The following is a 19,744-nucleotide window of genomic DNA, read 5'->3' on the forward strand; positions in this document are numbered from 1 at the left end:
GCCGCCAGCGTGCCGCCTGCGCCGCTGTTTGTCCAGTGATAAGTAAATTAATTAGTTTACTTATATGCTGGGCTGGCATATAGTTCAATCCATGAAGAACACGCTCCTCATTGCAGCCACCTGCCTGTTGGCCTTGTTGTCCACGGTGGGCACCTCGCTGCCATATCCGATTCTGCCGCCGCTGTTTGCAGGCGATGCGCCGAATGCGCTGAACAACTTCCTTGGCCTGCCGCCCAAGCTTTTGTTCGGTATCGCGCTGACCATCAACCCGATTGGACTGCTGATCGGCACTGCGCTGATCGGTCCTTTGTCCGACCGCTTCGGACGGCGCCCGCTGTTGCTGGTGACGGCTCTTGGTGCGGCCGTGGGTCACGCGCTGACGGCTGCGGCGCTGGTGGCGCAGTCTTATCCCTTATTCGTGCTGGCGCGCTTTGTGACCGGTCTGCTGGAAGGGAATGCTGCCGTGGCGCGGGCGCTGGTTGCGGAACGGCTGGATGGTCCGCTGCGCCTGCGTGCGCTGTCGCTGGTGAATGGCGCGCTGCATCTGGGCTGGCTGGTCGGCCCGGTGCTGGCAGGCTTTACGCAAGGCTTCGGCATCGCCGTGCCGTTCCTTGTTGCGGTAGTGGCGCTGGTGCTGGCGGCGGTGCTGGTCGCCGCGACCGTACCGCGCGAACAGGTGCACAACGATGGCAGCTCGTGGTGGCAGGTAGCGCGCGAGCGCCATGTGGTCAAGCTGCTTGGCCACACGGACTTGCGTACGCTGTTCATCATCCAGCTGGCTGCCACCTGCGGCGTGACGGCCTTCTACGAATACTATCCACTATGGCTGGTGGAGCAGGGCGGCTACGATGCGCGCGGCATTGCCACCATCAATATGGCGCTGTGCGCGATCATGACTCTGGCTGCTGTGATTGCGGGCCGTCCCAGCAAGACCGATCCACTCAAGCGTGCCAGCATGTTCGCGACTCTGGTGGGCCTGGCGGTAGCCGGCGTCGCATTGGGGAATATGTGGACCGGCTTGATCGCGATCGCCCTGTTCGGCATTCCCAACGCCTTCTACAATGCCACGCTGCAGGCCTGGTGCGCCGAGAGGTTCACCGCGCACGGCCAGGGCTCGGTCATGGGATTACTGTCGATGACCTTCTGTTTTGCTAATATCCTGATGGCGCTGATCGGCTCGGTGCTGACGCTGGCCGACACCCGCCTAATCCTGATTCTTGGCGCGGTGCTGAGCGTCTGGGCTGGCCGGCGATTACGCGGCTGGCGCGGAGAGCTGGCGCCGGCGCCTACCAACATTACCGGAGCAAGCATTTGAACACCGCCGACCAGATTCTCTTCCTGCTGAAAACGCGCGGCGCGAAGACCGCCCAGCAACTGGCGGACATGCTGGAGCTGACCTCGATGGGTGCGCGCCGCCATCTCGAAGCGGCCGAGGAAAAAGGCCTGGTGACCTACGAGGATGTGGCCGAAAAAGTGGGCCGCCCTTCGCGCCGCTGGCTGTTGACCGAAGCTGGCCATGCACGTTTCCCCGACCGCCACTCCGACCTCACACTGCAATTGATCACGCAGGTGCGCTCGCTGTTCGGCGAGGAAGGCATGGAAAAACTGATCATCGCGCGTGAGCAAGCCAGCGAAGCCTTCTATCGCGAAGCCATTGACGATAACGCCGCGTTGGCCGAACGCGTACAGGCTTTGGCCCTGGCGCGTGACGTGGAAGGCTATATGGCCGAAGTGGAGCAGCAGGACGACGGCACGCTGCTGCTGGTCGAAAATCACTGTCCGATCTGTGCCGCCGCCCGCGAGTGCCAGAGCTTCTGCCGTTCGGAGTTGGACGTGTTCCGCCGCGTGCTCGGCCCCGGCTGCAAGGTCGACCGCGCGGAGCATATCCTGGCCGGACAGCGCCGCTGCGCCTACGTCATCAAGCCGGTTTGAACAGCACCAGGGTGCGCTGGAAGTACATCAGCACGCCCATCGCCAGCGACACGATCGCCAGCACATGGAAGTATTCCAGACCTGACAGCAGGGCCGCCTGCTGATTCAGCAATTGGGTCAGCTGGCCAAGCGCCACCTGGCCCGCCTGTGCGCCGTGCGTCGTACCGAAGGCATTGGTCAGCTGCTCCAGCAGGCGGCCCAATTCCGGATCGCCTGAGGCAAAGCGGCGGTTCAAGACCGACAGATGTTCCGCCGTGCGCCATTGCTGCAGCAAGGTTGCGCCACCAATGCCCAGCGCCACGCCGAATTGCGACAGCATGTTTTTCACCTGCTGGCCGTGCATGAAGGCGACATCGTCGTTTGCCAGTTCGGCGAAGCCGTGCAGCGCCGTCGTAGCCTGCACCACCACCACGAACATGCCGAAGAAGGCGATGGCAGGTAGCACATTGCGCCACAGGTTGGCTTCCACCGTCAAACGCGAGAGCATCCAGGCGCTGATCGCCAGGGACACGAAGGACGCCACATAGAACTTCTTCGGCGACGGCGAGGTTTTCAGGATACGCAGCTTGACGATCAGCGCGAGGAAGGCGGAGCTCAGACCGATCGACTGAATCATTCCAGCGCTATGCCAGCTGAAACCCATGGCTCGCTGCATCAGGCTTGGCAGCATCACATTGTTGGCGCCCAGGACCACATAAGCCAGCACGAACACGCCCAAGCCAGCCAGATAACGCTTCTGCACCAGGCGCTTGAGCACCAGCAGCGGACGTTCATGGTCATGCTGGTGACGCACGAACCAGACAATGGCCGCCGCGCCGGCGAGGCCGAGCACCAGGAGATAGGGCAGGCTGCTGTAGAAATCGTAGAGCGCGCGCTGGATGGCGAACAGCACCAGGAAGCTGCCGGCCGCCATGGCCAGCAAGGGACCCATATGGGCGCTGGTGTGCTGCTCGGCGGGCAGCGGCTGGTCCGGCACCGCGGCCGTGGCCAGTGCGGCGGCCAGCAGGGACAAGGCGATCAGGACCACGAAAATGCCGGCGAACCAGTCGGCCTCGAACAGTTCGGCCACCGTCCAGGCAGCGGCAGCGTTGCCGATGGTAAGGGCGCTGGCGAACGACAGGATGCCCTTCATGCGTGCCGGGCTGGCGGGAATGAGGTTGACCAGCATGCGCGCGCTGGTCATGAAGGCTGCGCCGCCCAGACCCATCACGATGCGGCCCAGCAGGAATTGCGTGAACGTTGCACTCAGCGCGCTGATGACGGCGCCGGTAATGAAGAAGACGATGGAACCGTAAATGAATTTGCGCCAGCCCAGGCGCTCGATAAACCAGCGCATCTTGGCGATTGAGGCAATGGCCACGGCCGCGTAGGCGGCGGTGACGATGCTGTATTCCTCCGGCGAGGCATTGATCTGGCCCTGGATGGCGCTGGCGCCGAAGGCCAGCATGCCCGCCTGCAGGAACTCGATAAAGTTCAGCACGAAGATCGTGGCCAACAGAAGCTTCATGCGCGGTTGGGCTGGCGCGTTCATCTCAGTTCACCTTGGCCAGCTGGCCGGTGCCGACGTTGGCGGCGATGATGCGGGCGACGGCCGCATCGGCGTCCTGCATTTCATGCTCGAACACGTCGGTGCTGTAGACCGTGTTGGCGGCTTTGACGGACGGGTTGCCGGGCTGGCTGGTGTCCACTTCCACATGCATGGACAGGCCCAGTTTCAGCGGATGCGCGGCCAGCTCTTTCGGATCGAGCGCAATGCGCACCGGCACGCGCTGAATCACCTTGATCCAGTTGCCGCTGGCATTTTGCGCCGGCAGCAGGGCGAAGGCGCTGCCGGTACCGGCTTCCTGGCCGATCACGCGGCCGGTGTAGCGCACGCTCTTGCCATACACGTCCGCCACCAGCTGTACCGGCTGGCCGATATGGATCTGGCGCAGCTGCGATTCCTTGAAATTGGCGTTGACCCACATCTGGTCCGGCGGCACGATGGACATCACGGCGCTGCCCGCATTGATGCGCTGGCCGATCTGCACATTGCGCTTGCTGACGTAGCCGCTGGCCGGTGCGCGCACGGTGGTGCGGTTGGCGGCCACGTAGGCGTCGCGCAATTGCGAGATCGCCGCCTGCACGTCCGGGTGGTCGGAGATGGTGGTTTTGTCCACCAGGGCTTGCGAACTGGCCAGCTGCTGCTGGGCCACATCCAGCGCGGCCTGCGCGGCTTTGACGGCATCTTCGGCGTGGTGCACATCTTCGCCGGACACCGCGCCGCTACTGGCCAGCTGGCGGCGGCGCGCCAGGTCGGCCTGCACGCGGGCCAGATCGGTCGCCCGCAGCGTGACGTTGGCTTTGCCCTGTGTGGCGTTGGCGAACTGCACGCGCACCTGGCGCACGGCGCGCGAGAGCTGGGCTTCGGCGCGCGACACGGCCAGTTGGGCATCCACATCATTCAGGCGCAGCAGCGGTTCGCCGGCTTTCACGAAGTCCGTATTATCGGCCGCAATCATGGTGACGCTGCCGCCTACTTGCGGCGTGACCTGGATGATATTGCCTTCGACGTAAGCGTCATCGGTCGATTGCGCGGAAGGGTTGGCATTCATCAGCCAGGCCGCGCCGGTCACGCTGGCTGCGAGCACTGCACCGGCGGATACGTAGATCTTGTTCATGGTGGACTCCTATCAGTAGCCGCCGCCAAGCGCGCGGGCGAGGTTCATATCGAGGTCAAAGGCGCGGGTATCAAAATCGATCTGGGTGCGCTGCTGCGCTAGCACCTGGCTTTCCACCGCCAGCACCTGCAGGTAGTTGCCCAGGCCGGACTGGTAGCGGCGCACCGCCAGGTCGTAGGCTTGCTGGGCCTTGGCCAGCGCTTCGTTCTGATAGGCGGCGCGTTCCTGCAGCCATTGGATGGAGGTCAGCTGGCTCACCACGTCGCGCAAAGCATCGACCAGGGTCTGGTTGTACTGTTCGACCGCCACGTCGTAATCGGCGTTGCGCAGCGCCAGGTTGCTGCGCAGACGGCCGCCGTCGAAGATGGGCAGAGACAGCCCGCCGCCGAGGGAGGTGATCTGGCTGCCGCCTTGCAGGAATTTGCCGAAGCCCAGGCTTTGCAGGCCGATCAGGCCGGTCAGATTGAAGCTGGGGTAGAACTGGGCCTTGGCGACTTTGAGGTCCTGCAGCGAGGCTTCCACGCGCCAGCGCTGTGCCACCACGTCGGGGCGGCGGGCCAGCAGTTCGCTCGGCAAGGACGAAGGCAGGCCGGCCGGCTTCACGGCGTGCAGCTGCGGCGGCGCAATGGCGGCGGCACGGTCGGGACCAGCCCCCGTCAGCGCAGCGAGCTGGGTTTGCAGCAGCGAGATCGCCTCCCGAGCAGCGGCGATCTGTTCGCGCGCCACCGGGATCGCCAATTCTGCCTGCTTCAGATCGACGTCGGAATCGATCTGGGCGGCGACACGCTGGCGGGTCAGGTCCAGCACATGCTGCCGCTGCTTGAGCACCGATTGCGCCAGCGCCAGCTGGGCGTGGGCTTGATTCAGACGCAGATAACTTTGCGTGATGCCGACGATGAGCAGCAGGCGCGTGGCCTGGGCGTCCACTTCGGCGGCGTTTTGGCGGCCGATGGCAGCTTGCAGGTCCGCTTCGTTCTTGCCCCAGAAATCCAGCTCATAGGAAAAGTTCATGGTGGCGGCGTTGGCCCACTGCCAGTTGCCGGCCAAGGTGGGCGGCAGGGCATTGTTTTCGCTGTACAGCTGGCGGGTGCTGCTGGCGTTGGCCGTCACTTGCGGCGACAGCTTGGCGTTGGACAGGCCTTCAATCGCGACGGCCTGGCGTACGCGCGCCTCGGCGATGCGCAAGGTCGGGCTGCCGGCCAGGGCTTCGTCGATCAACTGGTCCAGCTGGGCATCGCCGTAGCGCTTCCACCAGTTGGCGGCGGGCCAGGCGGCAGCGGTCACGGGCACGTTGGCGAGCGTGGCGCTGGCGGCCAGCTGGTCGGCATTGCGCAAGGTGGACTGGGGCTTCAGGCCACCGTCGCTGGCACAACCTGCTACCAGGGCCGCGATGGCCGCCATGCCGGCAAGGGAGAAGGGCGCTTTCATCATTTTCCTCTTGGTATGTAGCTGCCTAGGCAGGTATTTAATTAAAAAAAATCAACGCTCGGCGTTGGCCGTGATCTTTTGCAGGAAGTATTGCAGCTGGGTTTCCTCCACCGGCGACAGGCCTTCCAGCATGCGCTCGTGTACCTTGCTCACGCCTTCCATGATTTCCGGGTAGATGGCGCGGCCGGTTTCAGTCAGCTCCAGGATCAGGGTGCGGCGGTCGTTCGGCGAACGCACGCGGCGTATCCAGCCTTTTTCCTCCACCCGGTCCAGCAGGCGCTTCATGGCGCCGGTGTCGATGTCGAGGAAGCGGGCAAACTCGCTCAGGGTCGCGGCGCGTTCGTGGGCGATGCCGACCACCACGCGGAACTGGGCCGAGGTGATGCCCAGCGGGGCGAGTTCCTTTTCGATTTCGCGCGTGACGGCGTTGCGGGCCTCGGTGAGGAGGTATCCCAAAAAGCCACCGCGCATCGTGTTCCAGGCAGGTTTGTTCATCGCATTTCCTTCATTGATGAACTAAGTATATTGCCTAGGCAGAGAATGTCAAGGCAAATAAGCGACGGCCCTAGTGGCCCTGGTGTAGAGTGGTAAAAACTGCAAGGGAGGCTGTATGGAATTCGAGGAAGAACGCCGTCAATTCATTGCTGAAGTATGGCGGCGCTTTGAGGAAGTGCAGAACTGGGCGATTGCGAACTGGCCGGATAAGGAGCATCCGCTGACCACGTCCGACTTCGTGGAAGGGCGCAAGGAAATCCTCGGACTGGGCCTGCCGCCCGCCCAGCGGCTGTCGGCGCCGCCACCGGAGGCCGCGCCCGACCCCGAACACGGCGGCCCTCAGTATGTGGAAGTGACGCCGATGCCGTGGCCCTGATCAGCTCTTTGCGGGATGGGCCAGGAAGTAGGCGATCCAGCTAAGCACCAGCAGCACCAGCACGCCGTACGCCAGGTGCAGTGCGCTGTCGAACAGCAGCGGCGCAACCAGGCCGGACACCAGCGCAAACAGCAGCATCTGGATGAAGGACTGCATCGACGCAGCCAGTCCGCTGTTTTGCGGGAACAGCTCCATGGCGATGATGGTCAGCGGCGGCATGGCGATCGCCAGCGAGAAGGAATACGCGAACAGCGGCAGCACCGCCCACGGCACCTCCGCCGGGAAGAACCAGTTGTACCCCACATTGATCAGCACCGCCACCAGCATGCCGTTATAGCTGATGCGGATCAGCGCACTGCGCGACAGCTTGTGCGCCAGCTTCCCGCTCAGCATGGAACCCGCCACGTGGCCGGAAATCAGCGGAATGAACAGCCAGGCGAAAGCCGTCTCCGGCAGGTGCAGGATGTTCATGATGAAGTAGGCGGCCGAACCGATATAGAGCGCGAAGCCGCCAAAGGCCAGGCCCAGCGCCACGGCCAGCAGCAGGAACTGGCGATGGCGCAGCACCTTCCAGTAATTGGCCGCGATCAGGCCCAGATGCAGCGGATGGCGTTTTTCGACCGCCAAGCTTTCCGGCAGCCAGCGCCAGACGGCAATGAACATCACCACGCCAAAGGTGGTGAGGAACCAGAAGATCGAACGCCAGCCGAAGGACACCTGCAGCCAGCCGCCCAGGATCGGCGCGATGGCCGGCGCCAGGCCGAACACCATCATGATGTTGCCGAGGATTTTCTGGGCCTCGATGCCGTCAAAGCGGTCCTGCACGATGGCGCGGCCGATCACCGAACCGGCGCCGGACGCCAGTCCCTGGAAGATGCGGCAGGTGAGCAGGAAGCCGAAGTTGGCGGCCAGCGCGCCACCCAGCGAAGCGAGGATATACAGCACCAGCGACCACAGGATGACCGGGCGGCGTCCGAAAGAATCGGATAAAGTCCCGTAGAACAGCATCATGGACGCAAAGGTGAACAGGAAGAGGCTCAGCGTCTGCTGGATGGCGATCGGGCTGGCGTCAAATGTTTGCGCGATGGCGGGGAACGACGGCAGGTAGGTATCGATGGCCAGCGGGCCGACCATGGTCAGGCCGGCGAGCAGCAGGGTAAGCAGGAGGTTCTTCATGTAAGGCCTTGTTATCAGGCCGACATTCTAAGGGAATTTTCTTATATCCGCAGGAGCATAAGCTTGTGCGAATATATTCTTTCAAATCAGAGCGTGTGCTCGGTAAGCTGAACGATTGCACAAGCATTTGCATTCTTCTCATATGGCCATTGATTCCTACGGCGCCGACAGCGGCGCAGGGCGCTGGGACCTGGACGAAGTTGTCCGCCAGCTGCGCGTGTCGCGCGAAGCGACCCACAATATCCGCCACCAGCGCCGCGTGCGCGAGCTGCCTTCGCGCGCTGCGCTGGAGCAGATCCTGAACGGCTTGTCGGCCGTGCTATTTCCCACGCATTACGGGCGGCCCAATCTGACCGACGAAAGCATCGACTACTTCGTGGGCGATACGCTGAACACGACGCTGGATCTGCTGGCGGACCAGGTGCGGCGCGGGCTGATTTTCACGGCCGGCCCGGAATGCAATGAGGATGAGCAGGGACGCTGCGCAGTGCAGGTCACGCGCGAGTTCGCGGCCTCGCTGCCGTCGATCCGCGCGTTGATCGTGTCGGATGTGCACGCGGCGTATGCGGGCGATCCGGCGGCGACGTCGATTGCGGAGATCATGCTGTGCTATCCGGGCACGATCGCGATCCTGTATTACCGCCTGGCGCACAGCCTGCACCGATTGGGCTCGCCCTTCATTGCGCGCATGATTTCGGATATCGCGCATTCGCTGACGGGCATCGACATCCACCCGGCGGCGCAGATTGGCGCCAGCTTCTTCATCGACCACGGCACCGGCGTGGTGATCGGCGAAACCGCCATCATCGGCCAGCGCGTGCGTCTGTACCAGCACGTGACGCTGGGCGCCAAACGCTTCCCTTCGGACGATTCCGGCAACCTGATCAAGGGTACGCCGCGCCATCCGATCGTGGAAGACGACGTGGTGATCTACGCCGGCGCCACGGTACTGGGACGCATCACCATTGGCGCGGGGTCCACCATCGGCGGTAATGTGTGGCTTACACAGAGCGTGCCGGCCAACAGCAACGTCTCGCAGGCCCAGTCCCGCAGCGACTAAAGTCGCGCCAAATTCGAAGGCAGGATGTCCAAATGGCGTACCTGACTCCGAATCAGGCGACGGTGCGGCGCATCGAGGCGATATCGCGCATTGGCGGGGCGCCAAACAGGCGGCTGTATTCGCGGTTGAATTGGGACGGGCTTTCGTAGCCCACTTCGAAAGCGGCGGTAGAGGCGTCGAAGCGCTCTTCAAGCATCAGGCGCCGCGCTTCGTGCAGGCGGAGCTGCTTCTGGTACTGCAGCGGGCTGACGGCCGTCATGGTGCGGAAGTGCTGGTAGAAGGTGGATGCGCTCATCGACACGCGCGCCGCCAGTTCGTCCATCGATACCGAGGAGCGGAAATTCTCCTTCAGCCAGCTGATTGCCTGCGCAATCTGATGCGTGATGCTGCCCGTGGTGGCCATGTGCCGGATGCGCGCGCCTTGTTCGCCGGTGAGCAGGCGGTAGTAAATCTCGCGCAGGATCAGCGGCGCCAGAATCGGAATGTCCTGCTCGGACGACAGCAGGTTGACCAGGCGCTGGAAGGCGGAAATCAGTTCCAGGTCCACCATGCCGGTCGCCATGCCGCGATGTGATGGTTCGCGGCGCGGCGGCGGCAGGTGGCTGTCGAGCACCAGCTGTGAAATCTCGCGCAAATCCAGGATCAGGCAAATACCAAGGAAGGGCTGTTCGGCACTGGCGTCAAGCACCTGGAAAATTCCCGGCACGTGCAGCGACGACACCAGGTAATTCCGGGCGTCGTAGACATAGGTATCCTCGCCCAGCGACACGCTCTTGCGGCCCTGCGCCACCACGCACACGCAAGGCTCATACAGGCCGCTGGTCGGTTCGGTGGGACCGTCATGCCGGTACAGCATCAGGCCGGGCACCGGCGTTTTGAACTGCGGCTGGCGCACAGTCCACTGATTGACACTTTGTGCCAGCGCGTTCAGGGCCGAGCCGGCTTCAATTGTTCCATTGTTCTGCACTGCTGCTCCAGGATACTTTGCGACGGTTTACAGCATATCGCCAAATTTACCGCCTGTGCGGGCCGCCGGAGAATCAGGCAAGAATCCCGAAGAGACAGGCTAACGGCGCCGCTGCCCCGAGGACTACGATTTCCGCCTCATTTACCAAAAGGTGGAACCATGCCAATCAATGTCCGATCCTACGCGGCGTATTCCGCGACCTCCGTGCTGGAGCCGTTCAACTTCAATCGCCGCGACCCGCGCCGCGACGACGTGACCATCGATATCCTGTACTGCGGCGTGTGCCATTCCGATCTGCACACGGCGCGCAATGACTGGGGCTGGAGCAGCTATCCCATCGTGCCGGGCCACGAAATCATCGGCCGCGTCAGCGCAGTCGGCGCGGATGTCACCGCCTTCAAAGTCGGCGACACCGTCGGCGTAGGTTGCCTGGTCGATTCCTGCGGCCATTGCCCGGCCTGCGCGCAGGATCACGAACAGCACTGCCTCGAAGTGCCGACTTTCACTTACGGCGGCAACGACCGCATCGACGGCAGCATGACGCAGGGCGGCTATTCCGAAAAAGTGGTCGTCAAACAGGAATTCGTGCTGCGCATTCCGGACGGCCTGGACTTGCGCGGTGCCGCGCCCTTGCTGTGTGCCGGCATCACCACCTGGTCGCCGCTGAAGAATTACGGCGTTGGCCCTGGTAGCAAAGTTGCCGTGGTCGGCCTCGGCGGCCTGGGGCACATGGCCATCAAGTTCGCGCGCGCTCTGGGCGCCGAGGTCACGCTGCTGACGCGCTCGCCGGGCAAGGAACAGGATGCGCGCCGCCTGGGCGCCGACCATGTGGTGCTGTCCACCGACCAGGCGCAGATGGACGCCGCCGGCGGCCGATTCGATCTGATCATCGACACCGTGCCGTACGCGCACGATCTGAATCCCTATATTCCAACGCTGTCCTTTAAAGGCACGCTGGCGCTGGTGGGCTATCTCGGTCCACTGGAGCCGCCGGTGAATTCGGCGGCGATGGTCATGGGCAGCAAGGTGGTGGCAGGCTCGCTGATCGGCGGCATCAAGTCGACCCAGGAAATGCTGGATTTCTGCGGCCAGCACAACATCACATCCGATATCGAAGTGATCGACATGAAGGACATCAACGCCGCCTACGAGCGCATGCTGAAAGGCGATGTGAAGTACCGCTTCGTGATCGACATGGCGACGCTCTGACGCGTCAGGCGTGTCAACGCCCCGTGTTCCTGGACGGATCGCGCCAGGCTTGCGTCTGGCCGAGAACGCGGGTGCCGAAGAAACCGCCTTTGCCTAATTCTCCGCCTATGCCCGCGCTCAGGATGCAGTCGTAGCTTTCGAGATCGGGGCGGGTAGGCATGAAGCGGTTCCAGGGATCGCGCGGACGTTCGGGCGAGCGCAGTTCCTCGCGCATGGGCGAGGATTTGGGCGTGTCGGCGCGCGCAGCTTCGCTGAGCGCTTGGGACGACAGACCGCTGGCCCCGCACAAGCCGTTGTCGCAAGGCGATTGCGCAGCGGCGGGCAGGGAGATCGCCGCAAGGGCGAAGAGGAATGCGAAGTATTTCATACGGCGCATTGTAGGCGTTTACCGCCAGGCGTGCAGGCGAGGCCCGATCTGTTAATCTTCTGAGCATGAACGAATACATTCTCTTCATGCACGATGATGCCGTGGACAGCGCTCTCGCCAACGACAGCCAGCGCTGGGGGCAATACATCGCCACGCTGCGCGCATCGGGGCAGTTCGACGGCGGCAGTGCAATCGGCTCCGGGACTTTGCTCCGGAAGGGGCGCGCCGGCCAGGCCGCTCCCACCGATATTACCGGCTACATCCGCATTCGCGCCGAGAGTCTCGACGCGGCGCAGCGCTTTCTGATCGGGAACCCGGTCTACGAGGCCGGGGGAACCGTCGAGATCAGGGCGCTGCTGCGGGAGTAATCAGGCGCGGCGGCGAATCACCGGTAATGGCCGAATATGCTACCCTCGCTGCAGTCCTGCACCTGGAGAGCGCGCACATGCCGTCCAAAACCATTGATAGCTACGAGGTCGAGTTCACGGGCGAGAAGCTGGATGGCACGGAGCAGTGGGGCGCTTATGTCGCGATTTACGCGCCGTCGGCGAATCCCATGCATATGACCAAGGTGTACCCCAAGCGGCGGGTGTCGGCAGACCTGGTGCTGCCGGACCAGCGCGCGGCGGAAGCGGAAGCGGAGCGCGCAGCCTCCATCATTCTGGACGAGCTACGTTCCTGATCGCCGGTGCTTGCTGAAGAATTCCAGCATCATGCGGCTGGCGTTGGGACCCGCCCTCACATTGAACTTCAGCGCCGGATCGCCGCCACTCCAGGCATGCCCCAGACCCACAATACGCGCCACGCGCAGCAGCACTTTGCGGCCCACCAGATAATCCCGGACCTCATAAGCATGGCGGCCACGGCCCGCAGCTTTGGCGGTGACGCGCGGCGCCATCCGTGCAGACAGGCCATTCAGTTGCAGCCATTGCTGCGCCAGCTGCTGCTGGTTGACCGGGCGCACCACATGATCGTCTTCCCCCTGAATGAGGATGGCGGGCATGGCAGGCATGGGTCCACGCAGAAGCAGGGCGCGGATGGCGGCATCGGCGTGCACTGCAGCGCCATGGCGCATGACGTGCAGCGCGCCCATGGTGCTATGGCCGGCGCCGAAGACGGGACCGGAATGCAGGCCGACTGCCGCAATCAGGCCGGGATGATTCAGCGCCAGCACGGCCGCCATGCCCGCACCCGCTGACAGCCCGCAAGCATAAACGCGCCGCCGGTCGATCGGGTGCCGCGCGCAGATTTTTTCGACCAGCGATGCCAGTGCCGCCGTTTCGCCGCCGCCTTGCTGGGTCGCCTGGGCATACCAGCGCCAGCAGCGCTGCGCCTGCACGCTGAGCGATTGCTGCGGATAGAGCACGGCGTAGCCTTTGTCTTCCGCCAGCCAGTTCATGCGCGTGCCCTGAGCAAACTGGGTGGCGCTTTGATGGCAGCCGTGCAGCATGACGATCAGCGGCCAGCCGTGCTGGGCAGCCGCCTCCGGCACGCTGTCCGGCAGATACAGCCAATAGCTCATGCGCTGGCCCTCGGCATGGTGCGTCGCCGTCAGCCACTTGCCGGGTGGAGGCGGCGCTACATCGGGCCGCGCATGCTTGCGGATCTGCAGAGCCGGTGCGCTTTTGGCGCCGGCTTTTGCCGGCCTGGCCGCGGCAGCCGCCATCAGCCTGCCCGCGCGGGTCAGGCTGCGCAGCAAACGTACACCAGGAGCCAGCTTGGGCATATCCTTCTCCCACTCACTATGTTGCAGTGCAATATACCTGAGCATGCGCCGACGTGGCGCACGGCGCGGTCAAACTATCGATTTAATCGATTGATAAGTGGTAAATTATGAGTTTTACATGTGGGCAACATGTACGGATAATCCGCTTCATTCACAAACAATGGAGTCTTTTCCGATGAAAAAACTGATCGCTCTGGCCCTGGCTGCCGGCTTCTCGATGGCTGCTGGCGCCGCGAACGAAACCTACGTGCTGGACAACAACCACTCCTTCTCCCGCTTCGAGTACACCCACTTCGGCTACTCCAACCAGGTGAACCGTTTCGACAGCACCACCGGCAAGATCGTGATCGACCGCGCTGCCAAGACCGGTTCCGTGGAAGTGACCATTGATCCGAAGTCCGTATCGACCGGTTCCAGCCTGTTCAACGGTCACCTGCAGGGCGAAGACTTCCTGGACTCCGCCAAGTTCCCGACTATCACTTACAAGTCGACCAAGTTCAACTTCAGCGGCGACAAGCTGGCTACCGTTGACGGCAACCTGACCATCAAGGGCATCACCAAGCCGGTAACGCTGGAGGTGACTGCCTTCCAGTGCATGCCGCACCCAATCCTGAAGAAGGACGCTTGCGGCGCCAACGCCGTGGCCAAGATCAAGCGCACCGACTTCAACGTCGGCAAATACGCGCCTTACGTCAGCGACGAAATGACCCTGACTTTCGCGGTTGAGTCGGTCAAGGAGTAATCCGGTAGCGGCGGATCGGTGATCCGCCCTAGACGAAGCCGAAGATACCCAGTAGCGCGCCCGCCGCCAGCAGCCACAGCAAATGGATGCGGGTGCGCCACACGAATAGTCCCGCCGCGGCAGACAAGGTCCACAGCGGCCAGTCCGTCGCCGGATCGCGGTTCACCGCGCCCAGCACAATCCCCGTCGAAATCAGTAGCGCAATCACCAGCGGCACCATGCCCTGCTTGAAGGCGCGCACCGCACGCAGGTCGCGATTGCGGTGACCCCAGGCTGACGCCAGCAAAGTAATCGCACTGCTGGGCAGCATGATGCCCACCATCATACACAGTACACCCAGCACGGCTGCTGCATGGCTGCCCGCATTCAGCCCCACATTCCAGCCCATCAGCGCGACAAACAGGATATTCGGACCGGGCGCCGCCTGGGCGATGGCGATCGATTCATTGAACTGCGCCTGGGTCAGCCAGCCGTGCTGCTCCACCAGGTAGCGGTGCATTTCCGCCGTGGTCGAAATGGCGCCGCCCACCGACATGAAGGACAGCAGGAAGTAATGGAAGAACAGGTCCAGCCAGTCATGCCAGGCCAGCACGATGTGCAGGGGCGCGGTCACGGAATCCTCCGGTACGTCAGCCAGCAGCCCAGGCCGCCCACCACCAGCAGAGTCGGCAAGAGCGGCAGACGCAGCCAGGCTCCCGCGGCCACACCGGCCACGGTCAGCGTCACGGAGGCCCACAAGGGCAGGGGATGGCGCGACAGCGTCGCCAGCATCTTCACGCCGGTCGCCGCAATCATGCCCGCCGCCACTGCCGCCATGCCGCGCAGCGCGCCGGCGACGTGCGCGTTATCGGAGTGATGCATATACAGCGTCGCGATGGCCAGCACCACCAGGCTGGGTACGGCCAGCATGCCGGCCAGCGCCGCCAGCGCGCCGCGCAGGCCAAAGTAGCGATGGCCCAGCATCAGGGACAGGTTGACCACGTTCGGTCCCGGCATGATCTGGGCGACCGCCCAGTCTTCGAGGAATTCTTCCGGCGTCAGCCAGCGTTTGTGCTCGACCAGTTCGCGCTGGGCAACGGAAAGCACGCCGCCAAAACCTTGCAGCGCGAGCAAGGTAAAGGAGATAAAGAGATCGGCCAGCGACTTCGGGCCGGAAAGTTGGGAGCCTGACATTGACTTTCGATTTTATTGTTCGATACTAGCCGTAGTCAACTTTCGCCGCCAAGGAGCCATATGGACACCCTGCAACTCCAGACGCAACGCGCGGACCGCCGCAGCAGTGAAATCGTTGAACGCGGCATCAATGTGCAGGAAAGCTTCAGCACCCTGTGCGCCATCGAGTATATGAAGTCCCACAATATCGATGCAGACGTGATCGAGCGTGTCTTGCTCCAGCCTAATCAGCGCCGGAAACCACCGCACTAAGTCCCTGTTACCACTTCCATACCAATATGCTGCGGTGCACAGCGGCAGGAATGGTTATGCACAAAAATTGGTCACTGGAAACAGCGCCGGAATATTTGCAATTTCGGCGCTGTGATAATTGGTGAGAATCTAAGTGGTTGATTTTACAGGGTAAAAATTCTGCACGCGGAACGTGCAGTTTGTTGGAAAGGCTGTCACTACGGGCTGTTTGCCTTGTCAAGAGGTCTTTATCAACACAGATATCCACAAACTGTGTGGATAAGACCGGAAACCCTTTACAATCAGCAACTTAGCGCTGAATTTTGCCCTGGACGGAGAAATCGCCCGGTTCCGGACCGGCACTCGCTTTCAGGCGCACGCGGGTCGCATCGGGGCCTACCGATACCTCGCCGGCCCAATCCTCACCTTGTTGCAGCGCAAGCAACGCTTGCCGCATTTCCTCTTGCAGGGCCGTGGCCCTGGCCAGCTCGTCCTTCAGTGCCTGGGTCTTGTTCTCGCACTCCAGCAGGTCGGCGTAATTGCGCAGCGACGAAATGACCGTCGTGAACAGCTTGCGCGTGGTGAGGTCGGTCTTGCACCAGAAATCGTTGATGTCGTAATCGAGGATGATGCTGTGCTCCAGCGCCTGGCCCGGCTGGCCCGTACGCAGCACGATGCGCACCAGCTGGTTGTTCAGCTCGTCGCGGATCTGGTTGGCCACCCGCAGACCGGCGTCGCTGGTTTCCATGATGACGTCCAGCAGCACCAGGGCCACGTCCGGATTATTGCGCAGGGTGGACAGCGCTTCCTCGCCGCTATAGGCGTGCAGGAAGCTCAGGCGGCGGCCCTGGAAGTGTGCATTGCTCAGCGAGAATTTGGTGACCACGTGCACGTCGACATCGTCGTCAACGATCAGGACGCGCCAAGGGGCCGGGGCGGCGGCTTGCTGCGCCTGCTCGTCGGGCGAGGGATGGGAATCGTCTTCAATCATCCAGCCGTCGCTGGAATCGTCCACCGGAACTTTTACGTCCATGCATTTTCCCGGAAAAGGTCAATATTTAATGCGTCTTCCCAGTGCCCCACAGTATTCCTCGACAGCATTTTTGTCAAAGAAAACGGGCCTTGCTGTAGCTTCGCCGAAAATATTTGTTGAAAGCTTGAAAAGTTGCGATCAGGCACGCGGGCCGCCATTATAAGTGATTGATTTCACAAGTGAAAATTTTTGCCTGTGAATTGTGCAAATTATAGCAATCCTTGTCATGACGGGCTGCGTTCGCTGTCAAGAGGCGGTTCTCCACATGCTTATCCACACGGAAAGTGGATAACTGTCAAAACGGCTTTAAAAACGTATCCTTAGCGCGGACTCCTGAAGCGAAGCCTCAGCCTAGCACGCCGTGATCATCTTCGCAGGGGTGCAAATGATAACAATTTGCATTTACAATAGCGGGCATGATTAAGGGTACTCCGCGCAGTTGGCTGCGCACCATTCACTTGTACGTGGCGCTGGTATTTGGCGTCTTGTTCGTTTCCGCCGGACTGACCGGCGCTGTGCTGGCGTGGAGCGACGAGCTCGACGCGGCGCTGAATCCTCAGCTGCTGCACTCGCGCGTGCCGGACGGCGCGGCGACGATCACGCCGCAGCAAGTGGAGGCCGCCGCTGCGCGTCTGAAGGCGGCGCCGGGCTACGGCAAGCCCACCATGCTGGCGCTGCCGGAACATGCGGACGGCGTGATCGTCGCCTGGTATCGTCCCGCCAAGCGCACCGAGACATTGTTCGGCACCGATCTGCAGCGCCAGGTTATGCTGGACCAGTATTCCCTGGACATCCTGGGCGAGCGCAATTACGGCGAGTTTGGCCTGTCGCGGCCTTTGCTGATGTCGACGCTGTTCCATGTCCACCGCTATCTGCTGGCGGGCGAGGGCGGCAAGACCGTTACCGGCATCGCGGGCATGCTGCTGTTCCTGACTTCTCTGCTGGGCTTTGTGCTGTGGTGGCCGAAGATGACCTGGTCCTCGCTGCGCAAGGCGCTGACCGTGCACGGCCATCCCACCTCGCGCCACTTCCATTACAGCCTGCACCGCAGCGCCGGCTTTTTCATCACGCCGGTACTGGCCTTCATGGGTTTCTCGGGCATGGCGATGAACCTGCCGGATCTGGTGCGTCCCGCAATTGGCGCGGTGGCCAGGCTGGAACCGAAGGACAAGCTGGCTAACAGCCCGGCCGCCGACCGCAAGATCGTTTCCATCACCGCCGCGATGGCCGCCGCACAGAAGGCCGTGCCGCAAGGCCGCATCTCACGCGTGACGCTGGCGACGGCCAAGGCGCCGTATGAGCTGCGTTTGCGGCAGCCGAGCGAGGTGCGCAAGGGCGACGGCAATACGCGCATCAATATCGACGCCTACAGCGGCGAAGTGCTGCGCCTGCGCGATCCTTTGACTGCGCCGTCCGGCGACAATTTCCTGAACTGGCTGTATCCACTGCACGTGGGTGAAGCTTTCGGCCTGCCGGGCCGCATGCTGATTTCCCTGACCGGCCTGACGCCGCTGCTGTTCATGGTCACGGGTCTGGTGCTGTGGCTGGGCCGCCGCGCCATGCACCGCAAGGCTCACAAGGCGGCGGCCCTGCGCAATGAGGGATCGTCCCGCAACGCCAGCGGCACGCCTCTGGCCCAGCGATTCGCGGAAAGCGAGAAAGTCAAAGCGCGCACCTGGTGATACCAGCCGGCCGGCACATACAGCATATCGCCTGGCTCGACGATCAACTCGATCACGTTGGCCTGGCGCGCCAGCGGGAACTTGTCGAAGTCCGGCGCTTCCGGATCGAAAGGCGAGCCGAACAGCATGGCGTTGGCTTCCTTCGGATACAGGAATTCGTCATGATGCGGCGGCGCCAGGAAGATGCGTTTGGTGCCCAGCAGCTGCGCGAAGATGTTGTCGTCGAAGTCGCAGTGCAGCGGCGTGACGCAGCGTTCGGGGCCAAGCCAGAAACGCGGTGGCCCCATCTTGTCGAAGTAAGCGGGCCAGTGGCACATGCCGTTCAACTCGCGCAGCTCAAGATTGCCGACGTAGGGCGGCAGTTCATGGTCCTGCGCGGCCAGCTCCAAATACTCGGCCATCGACATATCCTGCATGGCGCGATCCGGCGCGAACGCGGTGCCGATGTAGTCGCCAACGCGCGCCCGCACCGGCACATGGCCAAAGCGTTCACGCAGCGACTCCCGCGTCAGCGTGCAAATCGGCCAGCGCCCGACCACGCCCGTCATCAGGAAGGGCTGGCCCTTCGCCGCCAATTCGCGGAAGGCGGCGGCATCAAGCCGGCCAAGGCGTGGCACTGCGCGCAATGCGGGCAGCGCGCGTGCGTGCTGCCTGATCGCCTCGCGCATGGCATCGATGGAGGTAACGCCGCGCACCAGTGCGTCGCGGTCTTCGCGTGCCTGCTGGCGGGCTCCGGCCTCGCCGGTGGTTTTATTGTCGGTGGCTTGCCGCGTCGGGGGCAGTCGTGCAAAGGAGTTCATTTACAGCTTGTTCAGTAGGTGATGCAGTTCGGCCAGGAAGCGTTCGCAGGCCAGGGTTGGTGGCCACGGTTCCCATGCGGTGCCGCCATACACGGCTTGCAGCGGATCTTGCTGCAGCGGTTCGCTAGTGATCTTCAGCGTCTTGCGGACTTCATCCGGCGTCCATCCTACAACGTGCACCGCTTCGCTGGCCGCGGCCAGACGGTCAGCCTGTTTGTGCAGGCGGTGCTCGGCGGCGGTCCAGGCGGGCAGGCCGTAGCGCAGGAAGACGGCCTGTTCCAGGCGCGATGTCAGCACCTTGAAGCCATCGCCCAGGAAGGGTTTGATCACGGAGATGGCGTCGAAGCCAACCAGGCCTTCTTCCGCGTCGTGCAGCAGCTCACGCAGATCCTGCAGCGGTGATGTCGGCTCGGGCGATGCGGCGCGGCGCAGCAGCATCACGGTGATCGAATGCTGGGCTACGGACAGGGGCAGAGGCCAGTTGGAATGTCCGCCCCAGCGGTAAGTGCGGGCCAGGCCGAGGGCCAGGTCGCTATCGTCCCAGTCGAAAGGGGTCGGGTCAAGAAGGTCGAGGCGCCGGCCGGATGGCATGCGCACCCAGGCGCGTTGTGTCGTCATATGGTTATCGTAGCTTCCCGGCCGCGCCGGGCGCAAGCCCGCACGGCATTGTGCTTTGGTATGATGCGT

23 protein-coding genes are annotated in these 19,744 nt (G+C 62.9%); 10 read left to right on the forward strand and 13 right to left on the reverse strand.

All coding sequences use genetic code 11. From position 1 onward, the window contains the following. Positions 1 to 91: 91 nt before the first annotated feature. Positions 92 to 1,315, forward strand: a complete 1,224-nt coding sequence (locus AB4Z19_RS03370) for an MFS transporter (RefSeq protein WP_442023901.1) — start codon at positions 92 to 94, stop codon at positions 1,313 to 1,315. Continuing rightward, entirely contained in the window at positions 1,312 to 1,932 is a 621-nt protein-coding gene (locus tag AB4Z19_RS03375; protein ID WP_442023903.1) for a helix-turn-helix transcriptional regulator, read from the forward strand. The genes AB4Z19_RS03370 and AB4Z19_RS03375 overlap by 4 nt, the downstream gene beginning before the upstream one ends. On the opposite strand, the gene AB4Z19_RS03380 is transcribed toward AB4Z19_RS03375, so the two are convergent. From AB4Z19_RS03380 to AB4Z19_RS03395, 4 genes are read right to left on the reverse strand one after another with little or no spacing between them, the layout of a single operon-like run. Then, positions 1,919 to 3,463 (reverse strand): MFS transporter, encoded by a 1,545-nt coding sequence (locus AB4Z19_RS03380; protein ID WP_442034270.1) that lies wholly within the window; start codon positions 3,461 to 3,463, stop codon positions 1,919 to 1,921. The genes AB4Z19_RS03375 and AB4Z19_RS03380 overlap by 14 nt on opposite strands. Before the next feature lies 1 nt (position 3,464). Continuing rightward, positions 3,465 to 4,592 (reverse strand): HlyD family secretion protein, encoded by a 1,128-nt coding sequence (locus AB4Z19_RS03385; RefSeq protein ID WP_442034272.1) that lies wholly within the window; start codon positions 4,590 to 4,592, stop codon positions 3,465 to 3,467. A gap of 12 nt (positions 4,593 to 4,604) precedes the next feature. Beyond that, the gene (locus tag AB4Z19_RS03390) at positions 4,605 to 6,023 is read right to left on the reverse strand and encodes an efflux transporter outer membrane subunit (RefSeq protein WP_442023909.1); all 1,419 of its coding nucleotides are present in this window, start codon (positions 6,021 to 6,023) and stop codon (positions 4,605 to 4,607) included. A gap of 48 nt (positions 6,024 to 6,071) precedes the next feature. Then, positions 6,072 to 6,515, reverse strand: coding sequence for a MarR family winged helix-turn-helix transcriptional regulator (locus AB4Z19_RS03395; protein ID WP_442023911.1), 444 nt, complete (start codon positions 6,513 to 6,515; stop codon positions 6,072 to 6,074). A gap of 115 nt (positions 6,516 to 6,630) precedes the next feature. On the opposite strand from AB4Z19_RS03395, the gene AB4Z19_RS03400 reads away from it, so the two are divergent. After that, positions 6,631 to 6,891 carry a hypothetical protein gene (locus AB4Z19_RS03400; protein ID WP_442023913.1) on the forward strand — a complete coding sequence of 87 codons (261 nt, stop codon included), beginning with the start codon at positions 6,631 to 6,633 and terminating at the stop codon, positions 6,889 to 6,891. On the opposite strand, the gene AB4Z19_RS03405 is transcribed toward AB4Z19_RS03400, so the two are convergent. Beyond that, a complete protein-coding gene (locus AB4Z19_RS03405) occupies positions 6,892 to 8,067 on the reverse strand; it encodes a multidrug effflux MFS transporter (protein ID WP_442034274.1) in 1,176 nt (391 codons plus the stop codon). It abuts the gene before it with no gap. 142 nt (positions 8,068 to 8,209) lie between these two features. On the opposite strand from AB4Z19_RS03405, the gene epsC reads away from it, so the two are divergent. Beyond that, a complete protein-coding gene (gene epsC, locus AB4Z19_RS03410; protein WP_442034276.1) occupies positions 8,210 to 9,127 on the forward strand; it encodes a serine O-acetyltransferase EpsC in 918 nt (305 codons plus the stop codon). Positions 9,128 to 9,179: 52 nt separating this feature from the next. Here epsC and AB4Z19_RS03415 read toward each other — a convergent pair whose 3' ends face one another. Next, entirely contained in the window at positions 9,180 to 10,094 is a 915-nt protein-coding gene (locus tag AB4Z19_RS03415) for an AraC family transcriptional regulator N-terminal domain-containing protein (RefSeq protein WP_442026345.1), read from the reverse strand. Positions 10,095 to 10,253: 159 nt separating this feature from the next. On the opposite strand from AB4Z19_RS03415, the gene AB4Z19_RS03420 reads away from it, so the two are divergent. After that, positions 10,254 to 11,303 (forward strand): NAD(P)-dependent alcohol dehydrogenase, encoded by a 1,050-nt coding sequence (locus AB4Z19_RS03420; protein ID WP_442026346.1) that lies wholly within the window; start codon positions 10,254 to 10,256, stop codon positions 11,301 to 11,303. A gap of 13 nt (positions 11,304 to 11,316) precedes the next feature. Here AB4Z19_RS03420 and AB4Z19_RS03425 read toward each other — a convergent pair whose 3' ends face one another. After that, complete coding sequence (locus AB4Z19_RS03425; RefSeq protein ID WP_442026347.1) at positions 11,317 to 11,670, reverse strand: hypothetical protein; 354 nt, start codon at positions 11,668 to 11,670, stop codon at positions 11,317 to 11,319. A gap of 65 nt (positions 11,671 to 11,735) precedes the next feature. On the opposite strand from AB4Z19_RS03425, the gene AB4Z19_RS03430 reads away from it, so the two are divergent. Then, entirely contained in the window at positions 11,736 to 12,038 is a 303-nt protein-coding gene (locus AB4Z19_RS03430; RefSeq protein ID WP_442026348.1) for a hypothetical protein, read from the forward strand. 77 nt (positions 12,039 to 12,115) lie between these two features. Continuing rightward, on the forward strand, positions 12,116 to 12,352 hold the full coding sequence (locus tag AB4Z19_RS03435) for a hypothetical protein (protein WP_442026349.1): 237 nt from the start codon (positions 12,116 to 12,118) through the stop codon (positions 12,350 to 12,352). Here AB4Z19_RS03435 and AB4Z19_RS03440 read toward each other — a convergent pair. Further along, on the reverse strand, positions 12,341 to 13,396 hold the full coding sequence (locus tag AB4Z19_RS03440) for an extracellular catalytic domain type 1 short-chain-length polyhydroxyalkanoate depolymerase (protein WP_442026350.1): 1,056 nt from the start codon (positions 13,394 to 13,396) through the stop codon (positions 12,341 to 12,343). The two genes, AB4Z19_RS03435 and AB4Z19_RS03440, sit on opposite strands and share 12 nt — an antisense overlap. A 175-nt stretch (positions 13,397 to 13,571) precedes the next feature. Here AB4Z19_RS03440 and AB4Z19_RS03445 point away from each other — a divergent pair, with 175 nt between their 5' ends. Continuing rightward, entirely contained in the window at positions 13,572 to 14,138 is a 567-nt protein-coding gene (locus AB4Z19_RS03445; protein ID WP_442026351.1) for a YceI family protein, read from the forward strand. Positions 14,139 to 14,166: 28 nt separating this feature from the next. Here AB4Z19_RS03445 and AB4Z19_RS03450 read toward each other — a convergent pair whose 3' ends face one another. Both AB4Z19_RS03450 and AB4Z19_RS03455 read right to left on the reverse strand, forming a co-directional pair. Beyond that, a complete protein-coding gene (locus tag AB4Z19_RS03450) occupies positions 14,167 to 14,751 on the reverse strand; it encodes a chromate transporter (protein WP_442026352.1) in 585 nt (194 codons plus the stop codon). After that, on the reverse strand, positions 14,748 to 15,311 hold the full coding sequence (locus tag AB4Z19_RS03455) for a chromate transporter (protein WP_442026353.1): 564 nt from the start codon (positions 15,309 to 15,311) through the stop codon (positions 14,748 to 14,750). The genes AB4Z19_RS03450 and AB4Z19_RS03455 overlap by 4 nt, the downstream gene beginning before the upstream one ends. Before the next feature lie 60 nt (positions 15,312 to 15,371). Here AB4Z19_RS03455 and AB4Z19_RS03460 point away from each other — a divergent pair, with 60 nt between their 5' ends. Continuing rightward, a complete protein-coding gene (locus AB4Z19_RS03460; protein ID WP_442026354.1) occupies positions 15,372 to 15,563 on the forward strand; it encodes a hypothetical protein in 192 nt (63 codons plus the stop codon). A gap of 289 nt (positions 15,564 to 15,852) precedes the next feature. Here the strand turns inward: AB4Z19_RS03460 and AB4Z19_RS03465 are convergent, their stop codons facing one another. After that, positions 15,853 to 16,575, reverse strand: a complete 723-nt coding sequence (locus AB4Z19_RS03465; protein WP_442034278.1) for a hypothetical protein — start codon at positions 16,573 to 16,575, stop codon at positions 15,853 to 15,855. Positions 16,576 to 16,991: 416 nt separating this feature from the next. Here AB4Z19_RS03465 and AB4Z19_RS03470 point away from each other — a divergent pair, with 416 nt between their 5' ends. Further along, positions 16,992 to 18,257, forward strand: a complete 1,266-nt coding sequence (locus AB4Z19_RS03470) for a PepSY-associated TM helix domain-containing protein (protein WP_442028045.1) — start codon at positions 16,992 to 16,994, stop codon at positions 18,255 to 18,257. Here AB4Z19_RS03470 and AB4Z19_RS03475 read toward each other — a convergent pair. After that, positions 18,149 to 19,057 carry a cupin-like domain-containing protein gene (locus tag AB4Z19_RS03475; protein ID WP_442034280.1) on the reverse strand — a complete coding sequence of 303 codons (909 nt, stop codon included), beginning with the start codon at positions 19,055 to 19,057 and terminating at the stop codon, positions 18,149 to 18,151. The two genes, AB4Z19_RS03470 and AB4Z19_RS03475, sit on opposite strands and share 109 nt — an antisense overlap. Then, entirely contained in the window at positions 19,058 to 19,675 is a 618-nt protein-coding gene (locus tag AB4Z19_RS03480; RefSeq protein WP_442028042.1) for a phosphohydrolase, read from the reverse strand. It lies immediately after the preceding gene. Between the last annotated feature and the right edge of the window lie 69 nt (positions 19,676 to 19,744).

It is taken from the genome of Pseudoduganella sp. RAF19, from assembly GCF_052114165.1.
Classification (GTDB): Bacteria; Pseudomonadota; Gammaproteobacteria; order Burkholderiales; family Burkholderiaceae_D; genus Rugamonas.